Here is a 15,208-nt window from a genome sequence, read left to right on the forward strand (position 1 = left end):
CCTGTTCAGGCTCTCTGGAAGCACCACGCGAGGGAACGCACCGGCGCGGCTGGGCATGGAGCTCAGCCGCGTTTCCATTCCTCCACCGCCAGCACCTGCGCGATGCGCGCACCGTCCCAGCGGTAGATCAGGTGCTGCGCCTGCACGCAGGGCGCCACCACGTCGGGATAGAAGGCCGCCAGGCATTCGCCGCCGCGATGGCGCACGCTGTCGTAGACAAGGCCGTTGGAACCCGCTTCGCGCAAACGCCGCGCCAGCGCCACGCCGGCGCCGTAGTCCACCGGATCGTGCGCCGTCGGCCAGCCGCCGCGGATGTCGTGCAGGCGCGCATCGACCGCCGTGCGGTAGCAGCGCATCTCGATGTCGCACGGCGGCTCGGCGGTGGCGGCGAGGAAGCGCTCGCGGTGGTACACCGTTTCCTCCACCGCCGTGGCCACGCTGTGCGCCGCGTAGAACACGCCCCAGCTGCCGTCGGAGAAGCGGCTGCCTTCCGGGTTGAGGTGGGTGAACGCCGCCATCACCGGCGTCGAGCCGGGGCCGCTGAGGCGCCGGCCCTTCGGCACCAGCGCGAGCGCACCGGCCTCCTCGCGCAGGCGCGGGTTGGTCAGCGCCTCCAGGGCGAACACGGCATCGAGGTCGGCCGGATCGGCGATGCGGTCGAACACCCCCACCGGCGGAAAGCGGCTGGGCACGATGCGGTAGGCCTGGGTCCAGCGGATGCGTTTGCAGGGCGGCAGGGCGGTCATGGCGTCCTAGGTGGCGGCTCGAAAGGCGGAGGTGCCGGGCGACGAAGCGCCTGCGGCTCGAGCGTTCGCCAAGCCCGCCTCGTCACCCGGAGGAGTTTCGAGCGTGCAGCGCCCGGGTATCGGCGCCTGCGACGCCCGCCGCGCGGGCTGTCCGGCCTGTGCGGCCGCTCTCAGTTCCAGCCGCGCTGCGCGTCGAGGTACTGGCGCACCACGTAGAGGTCGGCCACGTTGCCCGAGAGCATGCGTTCCAGCGCGGAGTGGCCGCCGAAGGTCGATGCGCTGTTGGGCTTGCGCAGCCAGGCGTCCGCCTGCTGCGGATCGGGGAACAGGATCTGCAGGGCTTTCCAGATGCCGAGCAGGTAGCTGATGCGCTCGAGCGTGTCGCGGCCGAGCGCGCCGTCCTGGTGGCGCTTCCACTTGTAGAAGGTGGACTCGGGCGGGTCGCCGAGCAGCCGGCGCTGCTCGGCGATGCGCAGCTTCCAGGCCTCGGCGAGGCGGAAGAAGGTGCGCAAGGCGGGGCCGCCGAGGTCGGCGGCGGGAAGCGTTTCGGGCTGCGGATGGACCTGCATGCGAAACTCTCCATGGAAAGCGAGGCTTAATATTACTTCATATAGAAAGCCGATGCATCAGACGGCCATCGGCCGCCGCCGAAGGCTGGCCGCGCGGGTTGGGGTCAGGGCGCCCGCCTGCCGCAATCGCAGCCGAAGTCCGGCTCCGGCCCGCCCGCGGCGATGAAGCGGTCGACGCGCCGCTCCAGCACCGGCAGCGGCACCGAGCCGATCTCGAGCACACTGTCGTGGAAGTGGCGCAGGTCGAACTTCGCCCCCAGCGCCTGCTCGGCCTTGCGGCGCAGCTCCAGGATCTTGAGGTAGCCCAGCTCGTAGGACAGCGCCTGCCCCGGCCAGCTGATGTAGCGGTCCACCTCGTTCTCGATCTCGCGCCTGGACAGCGCGGTGTTGCCGAGCAGGTAGTCGACGGCCTGCCGGCGGCTCCAGCCGAGGTGGTGGATGCCGGTGTCCACCACCAGCCGGCAGGCGCGCCACATCTGGTAGCTCAGGTAGCCGAAGCGCTCGTAGGGGGTCCTGTACAGCCCCATCTCGTTGCCGAGGTATTCGGAGTACAGGCCCCAGCCCTCGCCGTAGGCGGAGATGTAGCCGTTGCGGCGGAACGCCGGCTGGCCGCGCTGCTCGGCGGCCAGGGCGAGTTGCAGCGCGTGGCCGGGGTAGGACTCGTGCAGGGTCAGCGCCGGCATGTTGTAGAGCGGGCGCGAGGGCAGGTCGTAGGTGTTGACCAGGTACTCGTCCGCGCCGCCGCGGCCGGAGGTGTAGTACGGCGCGATGTCGGCCGGCACCGGCACGATGGCGAAGCGCTGCCGCGGCAGGCGGCCGAAGTAGCGGCCGAGCTGGCCGTCCACCTGCTTGGCCACCCAGGCCGTGCGCATCAGGAGTTCGTCCGGCGTCCTGGCATAGAACTGCGGATCGCTGCGCAGAAATTGCAGGAACGCCTCGAAGCTGCCCTGGAAGCCGGCCTCGTGCATGGTGTCCAGCATCTGCGCATGGATCTTGGCCACCTGCGCGAGGCCCACCTGATGGATCGCCTCGGGGTCGAGGTCGAGCGTTGTGTATTCGAGGATCTGCTGGCGATAGAACGCCTTGCCGTCCGGCAGCGCCTCGGCGGCCAGCGTGGCGCGCGCGTGCGGCACGTAGTCGTTGCGGAAGAAATCCAGCAGCCTCGCGTAGGCCGGGATCACCTCGTCGCGGATGCGCCGCAGCGCCTCGGCCTGCAGGGACTGCACCTGCTCGGCCGGCCAGGTGGCGGGCAGCGTCTTGAACGGCGCGTAGAAACTGCTCGCGGTGGGATCGTCGAGCCCGGCCACCGCCGCGATCGACACGTCGCGCCCGCCAAGCACCTCGCGCGGCACGCTGAAGCCGCGCGCCAGGCCGTCGCGCATGTTGGCGATCTGCTGGTCGAAATAGGCGGGGATCTGGCCGAGCTGGTCGAGGTAGCGGCGGTAGTCCTCCGGCGTGCGCAGGCGGTCGCTGTTCAACACGTAGCCGATGTCGCCCCAGAACGAGGAGTCGCTGTTGAACGGCATCTGCCAGGCCTTGAAGCGCTGCGCGGCGAGCAGGTTGGCAACCTGCGCGTGGTACACGGCGTAGTTCACCTGGCCCTCGGGCGAGAGCTGCCTGGCATCGAGCGCGTCGAGCTGGCCGAGCACCTTCTGCCACGTCTCCAGGCGGCGCTGCTGGCTGGCCGCGTCGACGCTGTCGAGCCGGCCCTGGCTCGGCTGCGCCTCGCCGGCGTTGCTGATGCCGCTCTGCCCGGTGCGCCACGCCCATTCCTGGGCGTAGATGGCGCGGAAACGCGCTTCCGTGTCCTCGGCATGCAGCGTGGTGGTGAGCAGCAGGCCCGCGCCCAGCAGACCGCCCAGCAGGGACTTCATCGGCGCAATTCCTTGGCAAGACAGGCGGCGATCTTCGCAGAGTTCGCCTTGGCGTGCCGGGAATGCGAGGTGGTTCGCAGCGCTGCATGCGCGCTTCGTGCCAGCGGCCGGTGCAGATCGCGCGGGCCGCGGGCCGCGGCGCCGGCCTATTCCAGCCCGGCGTAGTAGCCGCGCATGGCGGCGAGGTAGGCCTCCAGGTTGCGGCCTTCGCCGCCGGTGAAGACCTCGCCGGTTTCTTCCAGCGCGTCGATGCGGTCGGGGCGGAAGTTGCGGAAGTCGCGGCGCAGCCGGCACCAGGTGCCCAGCGTCCACTTGCCGCCCCAGAAGGCCAGGCACAGCGGTTCCACCTCGCGCTCGCTGGCCCGACCGGCCTCGTCGCGGTAATCGAGGCGCAGCACGTGCTGGGCCTCGATCGCCGCGTGAAGGCGGTCGATGCGCGCGGCGAAGGCCGTGCTGCCTTCGTCGCGCCAGATCGGCGCGTAGATGCGCGTGCGCGCCGAGCGCTCGCGCAGTTCCGGCGGCAGCACCGCCTCGATCTTCATCAGCGCCGCCCGCGCGCCCGCGGCCAGCTTCTCGCCGGCGAAGGCGCGCACGAAGCGCGTGCCGACCACCAGGGCTTCGAGCTCGTCGGCGGTGAACATCAGCGGCGGGATGTCCGCGCCCTTGCGCAGCACGTAGCCCACGCCGGCCTCGCCTTCGATCGGCACGCCGGAGCACTGCAGGTCGGCCACGTCGCGGTACACCGTGCGCAACGACACGCCCAGCGTCTCGGCGAGCTGGCGCGCCTGCAGGGCGGTGCGGCGTCCGCGCAGGGCATGAATGATGAGGAACAGGCGATCGGCACGGCGCATCCTCCGATCATCGCCGAGGCGCTGCCCGGCAGCCAGCGGTGCGGACCGCGCGGACCGCGCCCGCACGCACCGGGCGATGACCGCGGCGCCCGGTCACGGCCCGCGCCGGGTTCCGGCAAGCAGGTGGAGCAGCGCGACGAGCAGGTTCCGCCGGCGGCTTCCGCGAGGCGGTGCCGGCGTGACTGGCCCAGCCGCCGTCGGACGCGGCGGCGGCTGGCCTTCCACCAGCGTGCCGCGCAGGTAGAGCGGCCGGTAGGCCATCAGCACGCGGTGGGTGAGCGAGCCCATGGCGTTTCCCTCAGGCCGCCGCCGCGGCTTCGCCCACGCACCAGGGCGGCAGCTGGGCGTGCTTGAACAGGCGGTACCAGTGCTCGCGATCGCTGGGGCTGTAGAGGTCGAGCGTGCGGATCACCTCGCGGGCGAACTCCACGCTGCCCAAGTGGCTGGCGGTGATCACGCCGCCGTCGCTCGCCGCCAGCACCGAGGCGTCGTAGTGGGCCGCGCCGGCGTAGCCGGGCACCTGCGCCGCGATCTGGCCGGCCCAGCTGCCGGTGTGGCGGCGGCCTTCCAACAGGCCGGCGCGGGCCAGCGCCAACACGCCGCTGTCGATGGCGGCCAACGGCACCCCGGCCATGCCGGCCCGGCGCAGCGCCGTCACCGCCGCCTCGCCCTCGCCGCGTTGCCACAGGTGGCCGCCGGGCACGATCAGCAGCGCGGAGCGGGCGAGGTCGAGCGCCTCCAGCGCCAGGTCGGGCCGCACCGCCAGGCCGCCCATCGAACGCACCGCCGCGGGCGTGAAGCCCACCGTGCGCACCTGCCACTCGCCCGGGCGCTGCACCTCGCACAGCGCCAGCGCGGCCTGCCAGTCGGCGAAGCCGTCGAACACCAGGACATAAACCGTGTCGCGCATTGCCTGCCCTCCTCTGTCGGAGCGACAGGATGGCGCCGCCCTGCTGCCAACGTGCTGTCAGCAACGGAGCGGCGCGGTACGGCGCAAGGGCGCCGCCGTGGCCGCGGCTGGCGCGGGGCCGCCGTAGCCCGGACAATGCACGCTCCTTTCCCCAGGGATACGCCATGAAGCCCATCTCGCTGATCCAGTTCCTGATCGAGGAACGCCGCGCCGGCCGCATCAACGCCGAGCTGTCGCTGCTGATCGAGGTGGTCGCCCGCGCCTGCAAGCGCATCGCGGTGGCGATCAACAAGGGCGCGCTGGGCGGCGTGCTGGGCAATGCCGGCAGCGACAACGTGCAGGGCGAGGCGCAGAAGAAGCTGGACGTGATCTCCAACGAGATCCTGCTGGAGGCCAACGCCTGGGGCGGCCACCTGGCGGCCTGCGCCTCGGAGGAGATGGAAGACCCCCAGCCCATCCCCGACATGTACCCCAAGGGCCACCACCTGCTGCTGTTCGACCCGCTGGACGGCAGCTCCAACATCGACGTGAACATCTCGGTGGGCACCATCTTCTCGGTGCTGCGCAGCCCGGACGGCGTGGAGGAGCCCAAGGCCGAGCACTTCCTGCAGCCGGGCACCACCCAGCTCGCCGCCGGCTACGTGGTGTACGGCCCGGCCACGCTGCTGGTGCTGACCTTCGGCCACGGCACGCACGAATTCACGCTGGACCGCGAGGTGGGCAGCTTCGTGCTCTCCCGGCGCAACCTGCGCATCCCCGAGGAGACCGCCGAGTTCGCCATCAACATGTCCAACCAGCGCCACTGGGAGGCGCCGATGCAGCGCTATATCGGCGAGTTGCTGGCGGGCCAGGACGGCCCGCGCGGCAAGGACTTCAACATGCGCTGGGTGGCCTCGATGGTGGCCGACGTGCACCGCATCCTCAGCCGCGGCGGCGTGTTCTTCTACCCGCTGGACGCCAAGCTCAAGGCCAAGGCGCAGACCGGCAAGCTGCGCCTGATGTACGAGGCCAACCCGATGGCCTTCATCGTCGAGCAGGCCGGCGGCTCGGCCAGCACCGGGCGAGCGCGCATCCTGGACCTCGAGCCCACCGCGCTGCACCAGCGCGTGCCGGTGTTCCTGGGCTCGAAGAACGAGGTGGCGATGGCCGTGCGCTACCACGCCGAGGCGGACGGCGCGCAGGGCTGAAGCCCTGCGCCCTGCCCCGTCCGTCCGGCATGGGCCGGATGGACGGAACGCGATCCCTCACTCCACGTTCGAGCGCGCGTAGGCTGCCTCCGCCGTGCGCGCCGCCTCCCGCTCCAGCGCCCAGCGCTCGCCGGTGCGCAGCAGGCGGAAGCGATCCGGCGCCACGCCCTGCGCCTGCAAGGCCTGCGCGAGCAGCGCGGGCGGCTCGTCCAGCGACTCGTCGGCCAGCTCGAACGCGCCCCAGTGGATGCCGAACGAACGCCGGCAGCCCAGCTCACGGTGCAGCTGCACCGCCTGCGCCGGGTCGGTGTGCTGGCCGTGCATGAACCAGCGCGGCGCATAGGCGCCGATGGGCAGGGCGGCGAGGTCGATGGGCCCCAGCCGCGCGCCGATCTCCGCCAGCCGCTCGGAGTAGCCGGTGTCGCCGGCGAAGTAGAAGCGGAAGTCCTCCGCACGCACCACCCAGCCGCCCCACAGGCTGCGGTTGGCGTCCCACAGCGTGCGCGCGCTCCAGTGCCGCGCCGGCACGCAGGTGAAGGTGGCGCCGCCGAGGCGCGTTTCCTGCCACCAGTCCAGTTCCTGCGTATGGCGCATGCCGTGGCGCTCCAGCCAGCGCTTGAGGCCGAGCGGCACCAGGAAGCGCGCCTCGGGGAAACGCCGCGCGAGCTGGCGCACGCTGCGCCGGTCCAAGTGGTCGTAGTGGTTGTGCGAGATCGCCACCACGTCGATGGGCGGCAGCTCCGCCACGCTCGCCGGCGGCGGCGTGCGCCGCCTGGGGCCGGCGAAGGAGAGCGGCGAGGCGCGCGGCGACAGCGCCGGGTCGGTCAACACGGTGAGGCCGCCCACCCTGAGCAGCACGCAGGCATGCCCCAGCCACCACACCGCCTCGCCCGGCGCGCTGAAATCGGCGCGCTGCCACCACGCCGCCTGGAAGGCTTCATAGCCCTCGCGCGGCGGCTTGGGCAGGCCGGCCTCGCGGCGCTCGCGTCGCCAGCGGTCGAGGTCGCCGGGCCGGCGCGTCGTCGGCTCCAGGTTGCGGAAGCCCTGCGGCGTGTGGTGCGGCTTGCCGGGGTCGAAGTAGGGGTTGCGCCAGGCCATGCGGTGCTCGTCGCGGTGTGGGTCTTATCCGCAATGGGTGCGCGGACGGCCAAACGCAAGCATCGCGGTGTACCGCCTTGTTCGCGGACGGCGCGGCGCGGCGGCACCATGCCCGCGATGCACGATCTCGACGCGCTGTGGCCGCGGCTGCGCGCTGCCCCGTTCCGCCGCAAGTTCCGCCTCGGCCCGAACGAGCGCGACTACCTGCGCCGCCATGGCCGCGCCGCCGTGCTGCGCCACGCCGCCGACTTTGTCGCCCGGCGCCTCGCCCCCGCACAACCCGCCCGCGACGGCCGCCAGACGCCCTGGCGCGGCCACCCCGTCTTCATCGCCCAGCACGCCACCGCCACCTGCTGCCGCGGCTGCCTGGAAACATGGCACGGTATCGCCAGGGGCCATGCCCTGAGCGCGGCCGAGCAGGCGCATGCGGTCGCGGCGATCGCACGCTGGCTGGCGGAGACGGCGGATGCGAGCGCCGGGACGGAGCCCGAGCCAAGGCAGCGTTCGCTGCTGTAGATCGCGGTACACCGGTGCGCGGCGGCGTACGCCCTGCACCGTTCGCGCCTCGCCATCGACGCGAACGGCGTTCGGCCGGCGCCTGCCGGTCGGGTTACGACGCGCCGCTCACTCGCTCCGAACCCCGCGTCCCGCCACCCGGAAGGCGACGCTGGTCCAGGCCCCGCTCGGGGCGAGCGCGGTGACGGTGTAGTCGCCGGTCTGCGGCAGGGCGAGCTGGACGGGGGCGTCGCCCTCGCTGGCCGCCGCGAGGCGGCTGTTGAGCAGCCACTGCACGGTGCCGGCGGCGCCCAGCGCCTGCAGCGTCACGCGCAGCGGCTCGCGGCTGTTGGGCGCCTGGCGCAGCAGCGCGCCGGGGGCGAGGCCGGCGATGCGCAGCGGCGCGGCGGCGTTCAAGCCGTCCGGCACGCACTGCGGCGCCAACGGTGGCACGGCGCTGCGCACGCGCTCGGCGGCGTCCAGCCACGGCGTCGCCAGCGCGGGCCAGCGGGCGAGCTGCACGGCGTGCTCGCCCGCGCCGTGGCAGGTGGCGCTCAGGCGGCGACCCTGGCCGTCCACGCGCAGGCTGAGCAGGCCGGACGACCAGGCGCCGAGGTCGCGCTCGGCGAAGCTCGGCGGCACGATGCCGTCGAGCGTCCAGGCCTGGCGGCGCTGGTGGCACAGGCCGGGCGGCGTGGCGGCGACGGCGCCGCCCAGCGGCCAGCAGATGTCGGTGGCCTGCACGCTGGCGGGGCGGCGGTCCGCGTAGTGGCTGGCGTTGCCGGGCAGCATGGCGGCGACCTGGAACAGGAGCGGCAGCGCCGTCACCGCGCCGTACTGGCCCGGCGAGGGCGTGCCGTCGGGGCGGCCGATCCACACGCCCAGCGTCCAGCGGTCGCCGACGCCGATGGCCCAGGCGTCGCGGTAGCCGTAGCTGGTGCCGGTCTTCCAGGCCAGCGCGCCGCCCTGCGTGGCGCTGCCCGCCAGCGGCGCGCCTTCGACCTCGGCCGGGTTGGTGGCGAGCATGTCGCGCACGATCCACGCCGCGCCGGGCGAGAGCAGGCGCCGCGGCTGCGCGGGCTGCGTCGGCAGGTAGCGCGGCGTGCCGGCGATGCCGCCGTTGGCGAAGGCGGTGTAGGCGCCCACCAGGTTCTCCAGTCGCGTGGCCGCGCCGCCGAGGATGATCGAGAGGTTGGGCGCCGCGCCCGGCGGCAGGCCGAGGTCGATGCCGCCGGCGGCCAGCCGCGCCACGAAGCGGGTGGGGCCGACGCGGTCGAGCACGTCCACCGCCGGCACGTTGAGCGAGCGCTGCAGGGCCTCGGCCACGCTGACCGGGCCGCCGAAGGCCTGGTCGAAGTTGCCCGGCCGGTAGCCGCCGAAATCCTGCGGCGCGTCCACCAGCAGGCTCTGCGAATCGATCAGGCCGTCGTCCAGCGCCAGGCCGTAGAGGAAGGGCTTGAGCGTGGAGCCGGGCGAGCGCGGCGAGCGCACCATGTCCACGTGGCCGAGCCGGTCGGGGTCGGCGAACAGCGCGGAGCCCACGTAGACGCGTGCCTCCAGCGTGGCGTTGTCCACCACCAGCAGCGCGGCCGAGGTGCGTGGCGGCAGGCGTGCGAGGTAGGCGGTGACGCGGTCCTCGGCGGCGCGTTGCAGGTCGGCGTCGAGCGTACTGAACAGGCGCCGCGCGCCCGGGTGCGCCTCGTGCAGCCGCTCGGCCAGCAATGCGGCGGACAGCGGCGTGCGCAGCGAACGCGCCACCACCGGCTCGATCGCCGCGTCGCGCACCTGCGCCTCGCTCCATACGCCGAGGTCGCGCAGGCGCGCCAGCACCTTGTCGCGGGCGCGGCGGGCGGCCTCCGGGTGGCGGTCCGGCCGCAGCCGGCTCGGCGCCTGAGGCAGCACCGCGAGCAGCGCCGCCTCCGCCTGCGAGAGCTGGCGCGAGGGCTTGCCGAGGTAGGCCCACGAAGCCGCTTCCACACCCTCGATGTTGCCGCCGAAGGGCGCGCGGTCGAGATACAGCGCGAGGATCTCGGCCTTGCTCAAGTGCGCCTCCAGCTGCAACGCACGAAAGACCTGCACCAGCTTGCCGGCGAAGCTGTGCGGGATCGGCTGGACGATGCGCGCCACCTGCATGGTCAGGGTGGAGCCGCCCGACACGATGCGCCCGTGCACGAGGCCGCCGGACAGCCCGCGCAGCAGCGCATACGGATTGACGCCGGGGTGGCGGTAGAACCAGCGGTCCTCGTAGTTGAGCAGCGCCTGGAGGTAGCGCGGGGACACCTGCTTGGCCGTTACCGGATAACGCCATACCCCGTCGCCATCGGCGAAGGCGCGCAGCGGGGAGCCGTCGCGCGCCAACACCACGGTGCTGCCGGTGTCGGGCGCGGGCAGGTGCAGGGGGAACAGGCGGTCGAGCAGCAGCATCGCCAGCAGCACCGCCGCCGCCGCAAGACCGCCCCGGCGCAGCCACCGCCACCGCCATCGGCGTCGGCGTCGGCGCGCTGGCGGTGGCTGGACGGCGGCGGCGTGCGGTGCAGTCATGCGCAAGGGTCGGACACTATCGGCCTCGGGGTGCGACCGCTCCGCGCCGATTTCGCGCGGCGCGGGACGATGGCGGCTACGGCTCCACCACCGTCACCTGCCCCGGCTCCACCTTGCCGATGCCGCGCACGGCGGGGCGGTACATGTCCTCCACCAGCGGCGGCGGCACGGTGTAGGTGCCGGGGGTGACGGCGCGCACCAGGTAGAACAGGTGCGCGGCCTGGCCGCGCTCGAGCTTGAGCGCGGCGGCGTAGCGGTCGTCGCGGTATTCCTCGTGCACGACCTCGGCCGCGCCACTGCGCTCGTCCATCTGGATGCCGTCGACCACCACGCCGGACCAGTCGCCGGCACCGCCGAGGTTGAGGTTCTCCACCTCCAGCCCGCCGGGCAGGAGGTCCGTGACCAGCGCGTCGGGCATATTCTCGCGCGCCTCGATGCTGAGCTCGACCAGCAGCGTGTCGCCCTCCTTCAGCGGCCCCGGCTGCCAGGGCTTGCCGTCGGTGGTGTAGTAGCGCCGGCGCACGTCGACCTGGCTGTCGTCGGGCGGCGGCGCCTTCTGCGACAGGCCGGCGACGTCGAGCGTGGCGAACACGGTGCCCGGGCCGGTGGGCTGCACGGCGACGCCGGCGGCGAGCTCGGCCGCGCTGAGGTCGCGCGTCCACACGCGCTGCCCGGGCGCCGCCTCGGTCTTGCCGCCGACGCCGAGCGACGCCGCCAGCGGCGCCTTGCTACCGGCGTCGAAGGCGCGCGCCACGCGCACGATGGCCACCTGCTCCTGCGTGCTGAGGTAGGACCACGACCAGTGGTAGTACGGCAGCTTCTGCTGCGTCTCGCGCTCGCGCACGGTGGCGGTGCGCGCCCAGTCGGCGAGCTTGGCGTCGTACTCGGGCTTGGCCAGGCCGTAGCTGTGGGTGAGCGCCACCATCAGGCCGAGGTCGCGCAGCTCCGAGCCGTAGTCGCCCAGGTACCACGGGCGCTCCTTGCTCCAGGCGAAGGCCTCGGCGATGGCCTTCTCGGCACGCGCGGTGTCGCCCATCAGCTTGAAGGCCAGCCCCAGGTGCACCAGCGGCAGCGGCGCGTCGAGCTTCTGGCGCTCGTTGTCGAAGATCGCCCGCAGGGTGCCGAGCGGCGCGCGGTTGACGCGGGCCAGCACGTAGCCGGAGTACGCCTCGTCGGCCAGGCGCAGGTGGTCGTGGTGCTCGTAGCCGTAGTAGGGATGGCCGCCGGCGAGCAGGTCGTCGCTCAGGCGCTGCAGGGCCTTCTGCAAGACCTCCTGCGGTACGGCGAAACCGGCGTCGCGGGCGTCGAGCATGAAGTCGACCGCGTACGGCGTCATGAAGGTCTGGATCGGGCTGCTGCCGCCCCAGAAGCTGAAGTGGCCGTTGGCCGCCTGGAACGAGGCGATGCGCGCCAGCGCGCCCTCCACCGCGGCGCGGCGCACGGCGTCGCCCATCGGTGGCAGGCCGAGCGCGCCGGCGGTGGCGCTGTCCAGCACCAGCGCGGCGTAGCCCTTGCTGGTGGTCTGCTCGATGCAGCCGTAGGGGTAAGCCAGCAGCGTGCGCAGCGCCGAGCCGTAGGGCAGCGGCGGCAACGTGCTCAAGGTGAGCTGGGCGCGCACGGTGGCGGGGATCAGGCCGGTCGCCGCCTCGCCGCCGAAGCGCAGCGGCTTGCCGCCCTCGACGGCGGCGGGCGTGCTGCGCACCGTCTCCGGCCAGGCCGGGCGCACGGCGAACTCGAAGTGCCGCTGGGCGGTGTAGTCGTTGAGCTGGGCGCGGATGTCCAGCTTGGCCACCGCCGCGCCGGCCTGCGCCGTCACCGGCATGGTCAGCGTGGTGCCGGCGCCGTCCTTGAGCGGCACCGTGCGGCTGGCCTCGCCGAGCTTGATCGGGCCCTCGCCGCTGACCGCGACCTTGGCCACGCCGTCCTGGCCGGAGAGGTTCTTGAGGTCGAGGCTGAGGCGCGCGGTGTCGCCCGCCGCCATCACCCGCGGCGTGCTCGGCTCCACCACCAGCGGCGCGCGCACGGTGACGCTGCCCTCGGCATTGCCGTAGCGCGCGTCGGTGTAGGCCAGCGCGGCCAGGCGCAGGCTGCCGTTGAAGTCGGGCACGTCCACCGACAGCGTGGCGCGGCCCTGGGCGTCGAAGGCCACCGGGCCGGCGAAGAGGTCCACGATCTGCACCCTGGGGTTGAGCCGCGCCGCGTGCGGCAGGCCCTTGGCGGAAAGGTCGCCGCCGTAGCGCAGCTTGGCCTCCATGCCGTCCATCGCCTCGATGATGCGCCCGTACAGGTCGTAGGCCTCCGCGCCGAGCGCGCGCTTGGCGAACATCCACGCCCAGGCGTCGGGCACGGGGTAGCTGGTGATGTTGAGCACGCCCTGGTCCACCGCCGACAGCGTGACGTAGGCGCGCTGGCCGGCCAGCCCCGCGGCCTGCACGCCCACCGCGAGCGGGTTGCCCGGCCGCATCGTCGCCGGCGCGTCGAGCTTGAGCGGGATGCGGCGGTCGTTGCGGTCGATCGCCACGTGCTCGATGCCCATCGCCCGCGCCGGCGTGGTGTGCTCGTCGGCCTCGCCGCCGCGCAGCACCATCGCCACCACGTAGACGTCGTGGCGCTGCCAGTCGGCGGTGACGGGGATCGCGAAGGTGGCGCCGGCCTTGGCGTCGATGGCGCGCTGGTAGAGCAGCCGGTCGGACTCCACCAGCAGCAGGCCGTGGCCTTCGTGCGGCGGCGTCAGCGTGACCTTGAGCGTATCGCCCACGCGGTAGCGCGCCTTGTCCAGTTGCAGCTTCACCTTGTCCGGGCGCGCCTCCTTGCCGAGGTTGTCGTCGTCCCAGCTGTAGCCGGCGAAGAACGGGAAGCGCGTGGTGAGGCCGGTGGCCGGGTCGAACACCTCCAGCCGGTAGCCGCCCCACTGCACCGGAAAATCCACCCGCGCCATGCCGCCGGCGGGCACGTCGAGGTCCTTCTCCTCGATCAATTCGAGGTTGACGTTGGCGTTGGAGCGCCAGCCGTCGCCGTGCTCGTACAGCCAGTAGAAGTCGCGCCGCTCGCGCTGCAGGCGCACCTTGAGGTGCTGGCCGGCGAGCAGCCGGCCCTGCGCGTCGGCGCGCACGATCTCGAAGCCGGCGCGGCTTTCGCTGTCCGCGCCCTGCTTGGGGTCGAACAGCGGGTGCACGCCCACCAGCACGTCGGCCGGCCACAGCACGCGCTTCAGGGTGCGCGTCACCGCGCGGCCACCGCTCTCGTACACGCTGCCCGAGAGCGTGGCGGCGAGGGGCGCGACCGGCTTCGCCGCGTCGGGCAGCGCGATGTCCCCGGCCAGCTCGCCCTTGTCGTCGAACTTGGTGTCGAGCACGTCGTCGGCCGACTTGGGCAGGTCGAGCAGCGGGTCGCCGAAGAAAGTGTCGGGCAGCTTGGCAAGCGGATGCACTTCCGACGCCACCAGCAGCTTGGCGGTGAAGCGGTTGCCGGCGGCCGGGGCGCCGTAGAGGTAGCTGGCGGTGGCGGTGAGGCGCAGCGGCTCGCCCGGCGCCAGCCGCGGCTGCGCGCTGTCCAGGCCGAGCTTGAGGCGCTCGGGCAGGAATTCCTCGACGTGGAACGGGAAAGCCTGCACGGCCTCCTTGCTGGCCGGGTCGAGGCGGAATTCGAGCTGCCACAGGCCGGTGGGCGCGTCGGCGGGGATCGCCTGGCTCAGCTCGAAATAGTTGAGGTCCTTCGGCTCCAGCCGCGCCTCCCGCAGGCTGCGCCCGTCGGGCTGCTTGATGCGCACGAACAGCGGCTGCGGCTTCATCGGCTTGCCGTCGAAGTCGCGCAGCAGGGCCGAGGCGCGCAGCGTCTCGCCGGGCCGGTAGAGGTCGCGCCCCGACCAGGCGTAGACCTCGAACGGCGCCTGCCGGCGGCCGCCGATGTCGAAGTTGGAGACGTCCAGCGCCGGGCGGTTGAACGGCAGCACGGAGACGTCCTTGCCGTGCCGCGCCACCAGCACGTCGGCATGCCTGGGCGCGTAGGCCAGCAGCGCGTTGCCATCGGCGTCGGTCTCGGCCTTGAGCTTGGCGCGGCCGTCGGCGCCCTCGACCTCCACCGCCACGCCCGCCACCGGCGTGCCGTCGCGCAGCGAGGCGACGTGCAACAGCGCGTTGTCGCGGTACACGCGCAGGTGCAGGCCGAGGTCGCTGACGAAGAACACCGCCGTGTCGTACATGCCGGCGAAACTGCCGCCGGCCTTCGCCACCGCCATGTACACGCCCGGCTGCGAAAGCTCGCGGATGCCCTGCACCGGCAGGAAGTTCACGCTGCGCTCGTTGCGCTCGCCGGCCAGCGCGTAGCGCATGGCGTAGACCGAATCGGCCATGTGGGTGAGCGCCACGCGCGGGCGCGGCTCGCCCTGGCGGTCGCACAGGTCGTAGCGTTCCTCGTCGTGGTCCAGTTCGTAGCTGCCGCGGCGGCCGTTGACCGGGTAGGCGCAGAACAGGTCCGACAGCGCGTCGTCGTGCACGCGGAAGAATTCGACGTCGGCCTCCTTCACGTTCACCGACACCAGCGGCAGGCCGCGCGTGCCGTGCACCGGCAGCACGCTGCCGCGCGAGGCGAAGCCCACCGCGGGCGGCAGGTCGCCGGAGTAGATGTCGCGCTTCTGCTCGCGGCCCAGGCTGCGCCCGTCCGCCGCCAGCAGGCCGGCATGCAGCTGCACCGCGTAGTGGGTGTTGGGCTGCACATAGGGGAAGCTCAGCGTCTGGCCGTCCGGCTTGAGGCTCCAGCTGCCGCTGACCACCTCGCCCTGCGGGCCGGTTACCGCGAGCAGGCCGTCGAAGTTCTGCGCGGCGGCGAGGCGCGCGTTGAAGCGCAGCGTGAGGGCGGTGCTCGAATCCTGGGTCTCGGAACCGGCGGCGAGCAGCGTCAGCGCCTTGCTGGCCGGCGGCGCCGCGGCCGAGGCGGCC

General features: G+C 73.0%; 11 protein-coding genes. 2 read left to right on the forward strand and 9 right to left on the reverse strand.

All coding sequences use genetic code 11. From position 1 onward, the window contains the following. Positions 1 to 62: 62 nt before the first annotated feature. From ACH65_RS15100 to ACH65_RS15125, 6 genes are all read right to left on the reverse strand, one after another. On the reverse strand, positions 63 to 746 hold the full coding sequence (locus tag ACH65_RS15100; RefSeq protein ID WP_049623445.1) for an RES family NAD+ phosphorylase: 684 nt from the start codon (positions 744 to 746) through the stop codon (positions 63 to 65). Positions 747 to 916: 170 nt separating this feature from the next. Continuing rightward, positions 917 to 1,315 (reverse strand): MbcA/ParS/Xre antitoxin family protein, encoded by a 399-nt coding sequence (locus ACH65_RS15105; protein ID WP_049623446.1) that lies wholly within the window; start codon positions 1,313 to 1,315, stop codon positions 917 to 919. Between the two features lie 104 nt (positions 1,316 to 1,419). Further along, a complete protein-coding gene (locus ACH65_RS15110; protein WP_049623447.1) occupies positions 1,420 to 3,189 on the reverse strand; it encodes a DUF885 domain-containing protein in 1,770 nt (589 codons plus the stop codon). Between the two features lie 146 nt (positions 3,190 to 3,335). Further along, positions 3,336 to 4,040, reverse strand: coding sequence for a helix-turn-helix transcriptional regulator (locus ACH65_RS15115; protein ID WP_049623448.1), 705 nt, complete (start codon positions 4,038 to 4,040; stop codon positions 3,336 to 3,338). Between the two features lie 93 nt (positions 4,041 to 4,133). Continuing rightward, positions 4,134 to 4,328: a hypothetical protein gene (locus ACH65_RS15120; protein ID WP_049623449.1), complete on the reverse strand. Its 195-nt coding sequence runs from the start codon at positions 4,326 to 4,328 to the stop codon at positions 4,134 to 4,136. Between the two features lie 10 nt (positions 4,329 to 4,338). Next, on the reverse strand, positions 4,339 to 4,950 hold the full coding sequence (locus tag ACH65_RS15125) for a DJ-1/PfpI family protein (protein WP_049623450.1): 612 nt from the start codon (positions 4,948 to 4,950) through the stop codon (positions 4,339 to 4,341). A gap of 164 nt (positions 4,951 to 5,114) precedes the next feature. Here ACH65_RS15125 and ACH65_RS15130 point away from each other — a divergent pair, with 164 nt between their 5' ends. Continuing rightward, positions 5,115 to 6,137, forward strand: coding sequence for a class 1 fructose-bisphosphatase (locus tag ACH65_RS15130; RefSeq protein ID WP_049623451.1), 1,023 nt, complete (start codon positions 5,115 to 5,117; stop codon positions 6,135 to 6,137). 57 nt (positions 6,138 to 6,194) lie between these two features. On the opposite strand, the gene ACH65_RS15135 is transcribed toward ACH65_RS15130, so the two are convergent. Next, positions 6,195 to 7,235, reverse strand: coding sequence for an MBL fold metallo-hydrolase (locus ACH65_RS15135; RefSeq protein WP_049623452.1), 1,041 nt, complete (start codon positions 7,233 to 7,235; stop codon positions 6,195 to 6,197). Positions 7,236 to 7,343: 108 nt separating this feature from the next. Here ACH65_RS15135 and ACH65_RS15140 point away from each other — a divergent pair, with 108 nt between their 5' ends. After that, the gene (locus tag ACH65_RS15140; RefSeq protein ID WP_202594226.1) at positions 7,344 to 7,751 is read left to right on the forward strand and encodes a DUF4186 domain-containing protein; all 408 of its coding nucleotides are present in this window, start codon (positions 7,344 to 7,346) and stop codon (positions 7,749 to 7,751) included. Positions 7,752 to 7,859: 108 nt separating this feature from the next. Here the strand turns inward: ACH65_RS15140 and pbpC are convergent, their stop codons facing one another. Both pbpC and ACH65_RS15150 read right to left on the reverse strand, forming a co-directional pair. Further along, positions 7,860 to 10,271 (reverse strand): penicillin-binding protein 1C, encoded by a 2,412-nt coding sequence (pbpC, locus tag ACH65_RS15145; protein ID WP_049623454.1) that lies wholly within the window; start codon positions 10,269 to 10,271, stop codon positions 7,860 to 7,862. Between the two features lie 76 nt (positions 10,272 to 10,347). Beyond that, positions 10,348 to 15,208 (reverse strand): alpha-2-macroglobulin family protein (locus ACH65_RS15150; RefSeq protein WP_049623455.1); only part of this gene is annotated, 4,861 nt, incomplete at its 5' end.

It is taken from the genome of Frateuria defendens (assembly GCF_001182895.1).
GTDB lineage: Bacteria > Pseudomonadota > Gammaproteobacteria > Xanthomonadales > Rhodanobacteraceae > Frateuria_B > Frateuria_B defendens.

Excerpts from the sequence above, each read along its gene's own strand:
- ACH65_RS15100 (WP_049623445.1), bottom strand. The coding sequence starts at position 746 with ATGACCGCCCTGCCGCCCTGCAAACGCATCCGCTGGACCCAGGCCTAC.
- ACH65_RS15105 (WP_049623446.1), bottom strand. The coding sequence starts at position 1,315 with ATGCAGGTCCATCCGCAGCCCGAAACGCTTCCCGCCGCCGACCTCGGC.
- ACH65_RS15110 (WP_049623447.1), bottom strand. The coding sequence starts at position 3,189 with ATGAAGTCCCTGCTGGGCGGTCTGCTGGGCGCGGGCCTGCTGCTCACC.
- ACH65_RS15115 (WP_049623448.1), bottom strand. The coding sequence starts at position 4,040 with ATGCGCCGTGCCGATCGCCTGTTCCTCATCATTCATGCCCTGCGCGGA.
- ACH65_RS15120 (WP_049623449.1), bottom strand. The coding sequence starts at position 4,328 with ATGGGCTCGCTCACCCACCGCGTGCTGATGGCCTACCGGCCGCTCTAC.
- ACH65_RS15125 (WP_049623450.1), bottom strand. The coding sequence starts at position 4,950 with ATGCGCGACACGGTTTATGTCCTGGTGTTCGACGGCTTCGCCGACTGG.
- ACH65_RS15130 (WP_049623451.1), top strand. The coding sequence starts at position 5,115 with ATGAAGCCCATCTCGCTGATCCAGTTCCTGATCGAGGAACGCCGCGCC.
- ACH65_RS15135 (WP_049623452.1), bottom strand. The coding sequence starts at position 7,235 with ATGGCCTGGCGCAACCCCTACTTCGACCCCGGCAAGCCGCACCACACG.
- ACH65_RS15140 (WP_202594226.1), top strand. The coding sequence starts at position 7,344 with ATGCCCGCGATGCACGATCTCGACGCGCTGTGGCCGCGGCTGCGCGCT.
- pbpC (WP_049623454.1), bottom strand. The coding sequence starts at position 10,271 with ATGACTGCACCGCACGCCGCCGCCGTCCAGCCACCGCCAGCGCGCCGA.